We start from the raw sequence: 8,739 nt of genomic DNA, 5'->3' as shown, positions 1-8,739 counted from the left end.
AGGCATTCCTTAGGAGGTGATACCCCTTGCAGCAGAATGGTTCCCAGGCCCGGCGCCCAGGTGCGGTTCCATCCATGGACCAGGCTCCAGCACTGCCCGGACTGCGGCTTATGCGCCCCCTGGACCTGGGAGGCACCGCCGCCGTCTACCTCTATGAGCAGGAGGGGCTCAACCGACCTGTGGCGGTCAAGGTGGCCCTCCAAGGCAGCATGGACCGGCAGACCCATCAGCTCTTTCTGCGCGAGGCCAAGAACCTGGCCAAGCTCTCCACCCACCCCTGCATCCTGAGCATCCACCAGGCCCTGGTCAGCGGTGACGGACGGGATTGCCTGGTGCTCGAATACGCTCCTGGCGGCAGTTGCAAGACCATCATGCTCAAGGGGGGCATGGACCAGGAAGGCGTGCTGGACCTGGGGGTGCGCATGGCCTCGGCCCTCTACTGCGCCCATGAACGGGGAATCCTGCACCGGGACGTCAAGCCCAGCAACTTCCTGATCACCGACCAGGGACTGCCCGTCCTGGCCGACTTCGGCATCTCCTCGGGCATCTATGGAAGCGAACGGGCCGGCGGACTTTCCATACCCTGGGCCGCCCCAGAGGTCCTGGCAAGCCGCTCGGGAGGGTCCGAGGCGAGCGACATCTACTCCCTGGGGGCCTCGCTCTTCGGCATGCTGGCCGGCCGCTCCCCCTACGAGTACGCCTACCGGGCCCGTGATGAGGATCACCTGGCCCAGCTGATTCTGACAGCGGAAACCCCGGTTCTGCACATGGGCGAGGCCTCCCCTATGCTGGCCGCCGTCCTGGAGAAGGCCATGGCCCATGACCGGGACGACCGCTACTACTCGGCGCTGGAATTCGGTCGTGCCCTCCAGAAGGTCCAGCAGGAGCTCTACGGCCACGCAACGCCCTTCATCGGCGAGGGAATCGATCCCTACCCCACAGCGGATGTACGCTCACACTCCCGGACCGGAGGCATTGCCGACCGACCCATTGCAGGCCGACAAGAGAATAAGGGGTCCGGCCACTCCTGGACCGGGGCAGGGACCAGCCCGCAGTCACGTCTGCGACCAGGCAGGGAGGCGTCCGCTGACCATGAAGGCAGCCAGGCCAAGCGGTTTCCCGGTGGTCGCCGTCGTGTGATCCTGCTGGCACTGATCCTCGCTGCCGTCCTGGCCATAGTCCTGGTCTGTACCCTGGTTATCGGTCTGCCGAACAGTTCCGAACGTGGTTCGCAGCCGACTGCTTCAGGTTCCTCCCAGACCCAATCCCAACAGGCGCCCTCCCCTGATCCGAACGATTCGAGCGACCTCCAGGATCTGCAGGAAGGTCCGGTTCCCTCGCCCACCCAGGGTCAGGGCCGCTACCAGGGCACCGCGGCTGTGTTCACCTGGGCCAATCCCGACCCCAAGCCGGGAGACACCTATGTCTGGCATCCCCTGGACCAAGGCGGCACCGGAGACCGTGGCCGCAGCGTACAGACCCGACAGCCGACCGCCCGCATCGACAGTCCGCAGGGGGGCCAAACCTGCATCAGCGTCACCCTGGTGCGCGCCGACCGGAGCATGTCCCAGGAACCGACCATCATCTGCGCGGTGCAGTGAACCTTCGGTGGATGAATTTTCACATTCGACCACCCCGACTTTCACAGACCGCCAAGACCGGGCAAACCAGCTAAAATCAGTCGTCAGAGAGGGCGTCGACGGCGGTCCGGGATTAATTAAAAGACAAAGGCATGGGTCAGGCATCCTGGTCTGTGCTGCAGGACAGGAAAGGAACCCAGGGGATTATGGACTTGCAGGGACGCTTCCTGCGGATGCGCCGGGCCGGGCTGCGTCTGCGGCATGCTCTGGCCGTCCGCGCTAAAAACCCTGCTGCCATCCTGACCGTCACGCTGACGGCGCTGGTCCTGCTCATCCTGGGCGCCTTGTTCGTTCATGGGGTGGACCGCCGTGCCGTTCAGGTGGACGATGGCAGCATCTGGATCGCCTCCGAGAACGAGCGCAAGGTCGCCCGGTTCAAGCCCGACATCGGCGAGGCGGACGTGGCCCTGTCGACGGGCACGGACCACTTCGACCTGGCCCAGAGCGGATACGCGGTCATCCTGGGCCGTGAGGGAGGCATGGCTCCCATAGCGGCCTCCACCGCCACCCTGGGGGACACCACCCGGTCGGATGCCAGGGTGCAGAGGACGGTCAACGGGCCCACTTTGATCCTCTTCCAGGCACGGACCGGCAAGATCTGGGTGGGCCAGGCCGCTTCGCCTGGGGATTTGGACCCGCAGCGCCGAGACCCTGTGCTGACCCTGGGCTCCGGGGCTGCCGTCACCGTGGATGCCTCCGGGGCCGTCTACGCCTACCGGCCCTCGGACGGGGTCGTGTTAAGGATCGACGGACCTGACTCCCGGGCCCACCGTGAGATGGACTCACTGACGGATCACGCTCCCGTCCGGGCCACTGCCTTCAGCGTCATTGGCGGAAGACCTGTCCTCCTGGCGGGAGATCGGCTTTACTGGCCGCAGGGATCCATCCGGATACCGCACCGGGGAGACCTGCAACTCCAGTCCACTCCAGTGGATATGGACCGCCAGGGACCCTGGGTGGGTCTGACCGATCAGGAAAGCGTCCACCTGATTGATCTGGACCACCCCCAGAATCAGGTCGAGACACTACGCACCGGTGGCAGCGGCCAACCCGCCCAGCCGGTCTCCTCCGGCGGATGCCTATGGACGGCCTGGGCCTCCTCGGGACGGAATTTCCTGCGACTGTGTGCAACAGGAACAGCCATGCCCAAAGTCCAGTCAAACCAGCCGAGTCCCACCACCTTGGAAGCCATCAGCCCCACCTCAGACCTGGTCTTCCGGGCCAACCACCGGAGGGTCATCCTCAACGATGTGCTGACTGGCGATGTCTGGAACCCACAATCCTCCACCAAGGTAATCCGGCTGCAGTGGCAGACCATGGAAGTCAAGCACACTGACAGCAACGATCAGCGTCAGGACTCGGCCGACAACCGCCAGCGGTTCGCGGCCACCTGTCGATCAGGATCCCAACCCATCCAGGCCGAAGACGACAGTCTGGGCATTCGGGCCGGATCCAGAGCTCTGCTGGACCCCTTGCGCAACGACCGCCAGACCGACTGCTCGGTTCTACGAATCGAGGATGCGCGCAGTTCGCAGGGGAATCTGCGCCTGACCCCGGTCATGAACGGCCGCTACCTGCAGGTGGATGCCAGCGACGCACCCGCCGGTCGGGCCAGAATCAACTACTCCATCACCGATGGACGCGGCCAGGTCTCCTCGGCTGGCATCGACCTCAACATCGCCCCGGTCAAGATGGACCGAGGCAACCAGGCACCGGTCCAGAACGATACCCCGCCTGAGTACGAAGTGGAGCAGGGCGCTACGACCACCGTCAACGCCTTGGCCGGGTTCGAAGATCCCGATGGGGATCCGCTGACCCTGGTCGGCGCCGAACCGATCAACTCTGATCGGATATCCCTGTCCACCAGAGCTGATGGACAGTTGACCATGAGCGCCGGGTCGGCCACCTCCGGTCGGCTGGCCGTCAAAGTCATCGTTTCGGACGGGCTCATGAGCGGTCAGGGACTCATCTACTTCACCGTCAGACCCATCAACACCCTGGCTCCGCTGGTCGATCCGGTCATCCGCCAGGCCACTCCTGGCCGAGAGGTCACCGTGGACCTGAGCAGGAGCGTACATGCCAATGCCGCTCAACCCATCCGCCTGGTCCGGGTCGACAAGACTGATGGAATCCAGGTGGAGGTCAACGCCGAGAGCCTTTCCTTCACAGCCACTGCCGCCAACCCGGGCACCTATTATGTGCCCTACCGGGTGGCCCAGGGTGACCAGGAGACCCAGGGGTTGGTCAGGCTGGAGGTGGAACATGACCAGGGCGGATCCGCGCCGCCGGTTCCTGTCAACGACGTGGCCCTGCTGGGGACCGACCAGACCGCCATCGTCGATCCACTCGACAACGACCTGGATCCCCTGGGCGGAGTGCTGGCCCTGACCGATGTGCGCGTGGATCCGGACTCCGGCATCAAGGTCGGCATCGTAGACCACCGCCGGGTCTACCTGTCAGCAAGAAAAATCCCTACACGCCCGCTGAGCATCGCCTACACGGTCGCCAACGCCGAAGGCAGTACTCAAGGGACCATCGTCCTGCAGCCCCCTTCCTTAAGCAGGGCAGCCTCGGCGCCCAAGGCCCCGAATCTGACGGTAGGTGTCCGCTCATCGGGTCTGGTCACGGTTTCGGTCATGGACAAGGTCACCCACGCTGACGGAACCAGCGTCACCCTGGACCAGCAGCTGACTACGGATCAGCAGAACTTTGCGGGCCTGGCCTTCGTATCCGGGGATACGGTCAGGTATCAGGCCAGCGAGCGCACCGGGGACTTCCCTGCCACCTATACGGTCAGGGACGATCTGGGCAACGCAGCCTCTGGCACCATCACCTTCCGCGTGCATGCCTCCGACCCTGCCAGCAAGCCCGCACCCACCCCCAAGGACCTACGAGCCCAGGTGGCTGCCGGGACCAAGGTGCGCATCCCCGTCCCGCTGACCGGCATCGACCCGGACGGAGACTGCGACACCCTGTCAGGCTTGGGCAACCAGGCACCCAGGCTGGGCAGGATCGTCAAAGCCGGGGCCGACTACCTGATCTATGAGGCCTATCCCGACTCGCACGGCACCGACGAGTTCACCTACGCCGTGGAGGACTGGGTGGGGCAGCGTGCCCAGGCGCGCGTCCGCATCGGCGTCTTCCCCGACTCATCAGTGACCGGAGTCTTCGCCCGGGACGACAAGGTCAGGCTGCGGCCTGGGACCGTCGCCGACGTGCCGGTCCTGCTCAACGACATTTCCGGGGACGACGATCCCCTGAGTCTGGACCCCAACCTGGAGCGCCAGGGCCTGGACCAGGCCAGCGTAGAGGACGACATGATCCGTCTGACTGCTCCTTCGCAGTCAGGCACCTCCTATCTGGTCTATCAGGCACGCAACCGGGCAGGGCTGACTGACCAGGCCACCCTGACTGTGGTCTCTGACCCCCAAGCCCCCATCCAGCCTCCCATAGCCCAGGATTACCAGGTGGCTCCCGAGGACACAGTGGACAAGCGCAGCGTGGAAGTCAATCTGGCCGACTCCATCAGCAATCCATCCGGCACCCTCGATGACCTGCACCTTGGGATTCATCCCAGCGCCCGCGCCCATGCCAGGATCGTAGGCGAAGCCGGCTCCACCAAGCTGGTCATTGATCTGACCGACCAGGCAAGGGCCGTGCCCTACACCGTGACCAACACCCGGTACAAGATCACTTCAATGGCTTTTGTGAAGGTCCCCGCCTATGGGGTATTCCCCCCGGTCCTGAGACCTCGCGCTCCGGCCCTCAAAGTGCGGGCTGGGCAGAGCATCACCATCGACATCGCCGATCAGGTCAGAGTGGGTGCAGGCAAGACCGCACGGATCGCCTCCCGCCAGTCCGTTTCAGCCACCAAGTCAGACGGATCCGATCCCTATGTGGACGAGCACACCCTGAAATTCACCGCCGCCAGGGACTATGCCGGTCCAGCCTCACTGACCTTTGCCGTCCGCGACGGGGATCCAGGCGGCCAGGCCATCGTCAACGAGTCGGTACTGACCCTGCCCATCACCGTCGTAGGCGGCAGAGCCTCCCCGCCGGTCCTTTCGGCACCGGTCATCGATCTGGTGGCCGGGGAACCGGCACAGACCATCTCCCTGTCCGCCATGACCCGCTGGCCCCAGGGAAACGATCCGGCCGACAGCACCTTCTCCTCAGGGGACCCTCAGGGGCCGATCCATGCCAAGCTGAGTCCTCGGGGCCAACTGAACGTGGCCGCCGACAAGACCGCGACACCCGGCACCAAGGCCACCCTGCCGGTGACCATCACCAACCCATCCGGCGATGTGCATACAGACCTGGCCTTCCGCATCGTCGCCACCACCCGCCCTCTGGCTTCGGTCCCCTCGCGTCAGGTGGGGCTCAAGGCCGGGCAGAGTCTGGAGCTGGACCTGTTCGACGGCGCCCTCAACCCCTTCCCCGACACCCCGCTGCGCCTGGTCGGCCTGGTCAGTGACGACACCTCACGACTGACAGCCACCAACCTGGGCGACGGGAAGATCGCCATCAAAGCCGATCGCGACATCGGCGCCTCCACGAACACCATTCTGGCCACGATCGAGGATGGCAGTCGGGATCCGGGCCGCCGGGTCAGCGCCACCATCACGGTGGGGATCATCGACCGCCCGCAGGCCCCCAGGATGCTGGTGGGGGCCGCCCAGGCGGGCGACGGAACGGTGCTCCTGGCCTGGGAGCCGGGTGCAGTCAACGGCAGTCCCGTGGACGAGTACCGGGTCACTTACACTTCATCGGCAGGCTCGGGACAACGCTCCTGCGGCAATGCCGTCACCTGCAGGATCGACGGGCTGGCCAACGGCCATGACTACTCCTTCACAGTCCAAGCCCACAACCAGGTCGGCTGGTCCCCCGATTCCTCGCCGGCAGCGGCCCGACCTGACGCGCTTCCCGGAGGCGTGCAGGCACTGACCGTGGACGGCGGCAGCAAGGAAACCCTGACCGTCACATGGCGTCCACCGGAGAATCATGGCTCACCCATCAAGGGCTATACGGTCCACGCCGATGGTTCCGGCTGCGGTTCGCCACGATGGCGGTCGGCCACCTCCACCAAGGCGGTCTTCGACGTGGCCCATGACGAGGCAGGAGGCACCTGCACAGTGAGCGTGACTCCCGCCAATATGGCCGGATCGGGTCCTGTGGCCTCGGCCTCCGGAGCCACCTGGTCTCATCCGGATCCGCCTGCGTTCCAGACTCTGGAGTACCAGGGCAAGGACCAAGTCAAGCTGGTCTTGAACTCCGGGGCCGAACACGGCCGACCCTGCGCAGACATCCAGGTGAGCATCGATGGCCTCGACCCCGACAAGGCCTCCTGGACACTGTCCTGCAACCAGCCCGAGGTCAGTGAAGTCATCACCCTGCCCGCTGGATCCGCCAAGCCGGGCGCCACGCTGAACTTCCGTGCTGTCGCCCGCATCCGTGGGGTGGGGTCCGAAGGCCATTCGCCCGCCGCCACCAAGGAGCTGACCCTGCCCAAGGAAGACGACAAGCCAAGCGACAAGACTCTTAACCCGTCAGGGGTCCCATCAGCTGACAAGGATGAATGACCATGGATGAACGAAACGCACAGGAACCCATCCAGCAGGACGGCACCATCCCGGATGACGCGACCAGGAGGAGTGCACCCAAGGCCATCCGTGAGGCAGGCAGCGGAGGCCGACGGATCCCCGCTGACCGACTGGACGTACTGAAGCGACAGCGTCAGGCCCTCATGGCAGGTTTGGGTCAGCAGGAATCCTCCTTGGCGGCGAACGACGATCGGACCCGGCCCGGCCGCATCCCTGTGGCTGCCGGGCAAGGAAGAACTCAGAAGACCGGGGCAGAATCCGTCCCATCGGACCGCACCATGGTGGAAGACGGGACCATCCCCGTCCGTCAGCCGGCCCGTGACCTGTTCGACCGGTCCTCGCCAGCTTCTGCAAGGCCTGACCTGGTCGATGTGACCGATCAGTCCCGTCACCCCCAGCTGGAGCGGACCTCGGCTCCCGGATACGAAGTCAGGACCGACGAGCCCAGGCAGGCAGAACAGAACGGACAGGACCGGCGGTCCGCCGCCGAATCAGAAGACCAGGCCGCAGGCAACAGACAGGCAGTAAGCCGCAGCCAAGCCGCCGTGGATGTGTCGACTTTCGCCAGTCTCTTCCGCTCCATCGTCGACAACGTCGGCCAGGCGGTGCTGGGTAAGGAGGAGACCATTGCTCTCTGTGTCACTGCACTGATCGCGGGAGGCCATGTGCTCCTAGAGGACAATCCGGGCACCGGCAAGACCCAGCTGTCACGAGCACTGGCCGCCTCCATTGCTGTGGACTGCAAGCGGATCCAGTTCACCCCCGACCTGCTGCCCTCCGATCTGCTGGGCGTGACCTTCTACGACCAGGCTCAAGGACGATTCTCCTTCCGGCCCGGTCCGGTCTTCGCCTCTCTGGTTCTGGCTGACGAGATCAACAGAGCCTCCCCCAAGACCCAGTCGGCCCTGCTGGAGGTCATGGAGGAAGGCCAGGTGACCGTGGATGGGCGCACCTACCGCCTACCCCGGCCATTCATGGTTATGGCCACCCAGAATCCTATCGAGCAGCTAGGCACCTATGCCCTGCCCGAGGCTCAGATGGACCGCTTTCTGATCCGCACCTCGCTTGGGGCACCGGGGCATGATGCCAGTATGCGCATCCTTCAAGAAGCCGACATCCGTGACCGGGCCGGCCTGGTCAAACCGGTGGTCGATGCCAGCCAGGTGGAGGCCATGGCCGCCTGCGCCTCCAAGGTCTTCTGTGATTCCTCCATCATGGAATACGTCATCCACATCATCGAAGCCACGCGGCACAGCCCCGCCATCCGGGTCGGCTCCTCCATCAGAGGCGGACTGGCTCTGGTCCGTTGCGCCAGGATCCGGGCCTGCGCCCAGGGCCGCGACTACGTGATCCCCGACGATGTCAAACAACTGGTCGACCCCATCCTGGCCCACCGGCTGATTCTGACGGCCAAGAGCAGGCTGGCGGACATGGATGAACACCAGGCGCTGGCCGAAGCCCTGGCCAAGGTCCCAGTCCCCACAGGAGAGCAGTGACCC

3 protein-coding genes are annotated in these 8,739 nt (G+C 65.1%); all 3 read left to right on the top strand.

Going from position 1 to position 8,739, the window contains the following annotated elements; genetic code table 11:
- Positions 1-26: 26 nt before the first annotated feature.
- The 3 genes from ACNAOV_RS01895 to ACNAOV_RS01885 all read left to right on the top strand — a co-directional run bounded on the left by ACNAOV_RS01895 (position 27) and on the right by ACNAOV_RS01885 (position 8,736).
- A complete protein-coding gene (locus tag ACNAOV_RS01895; protein ID WP_416517735.1) occupies positions 27-1,601 on the top strand; it encodes a serine/threonine-protein kinase in 1,575 nt (524 codons plus the stop codon).
- A 131-nt stretch (positions 1,602-1,732) separates the two neighbouring features.
- A complete protein-coding gene (locus tag ACNAOV_RS01890; RefSeq protein WP_416517734.1) occupies positions 1,733-7,219 on the top strand; it encodes an Ig-like domain-containing protein in 5,487 nt (1,828 codons plus the stop codon).
- 2 nt (positions 7,220-7,221) lie between these two features.
- Complete coding sequence (locus tag ACNAOV_RS01885; protein WP_416517733.1) at positions 7,222-8,736, top strand: AAA family ATPase; 1,515 nt, start codon at positions 7,222-7,224, stop codon at positions 8,734-8,736.
- Positions 8,737-8,739 lie beyond the last annotated feature (3 nt).

Source organism: Bifidobacterium asteroides, from assembly GCF_048001765.1.
GTDB lineage: Bacteria > Actinomycetota > Actinomycetes > Actinomycetales > Bifidobacteriaceae > Bombiscardovia > Bombiscardovia asteroides_K.
Note: the sequence above shows the minus strand (reverse complement) of the source record. Positions and strands in the feature narration are given on the sequence as shown.

Coding starts and splice junctions, on each gene's coding strand:
- ACNAOV_RS01890 (WP_416517734.1), top strand. CDS start 1,733: ATGGGTCAGGCATCCTGGTCTGTGCTGCAGGACAGGAAAGGAACCCAG.
- ACNAOV_RS01885 (WP_416517733.1), top strand. CDS start 7,222: ATGGATGAACGAAACGCACAGGAACCCATCCAGCAGGACGGCACCATC.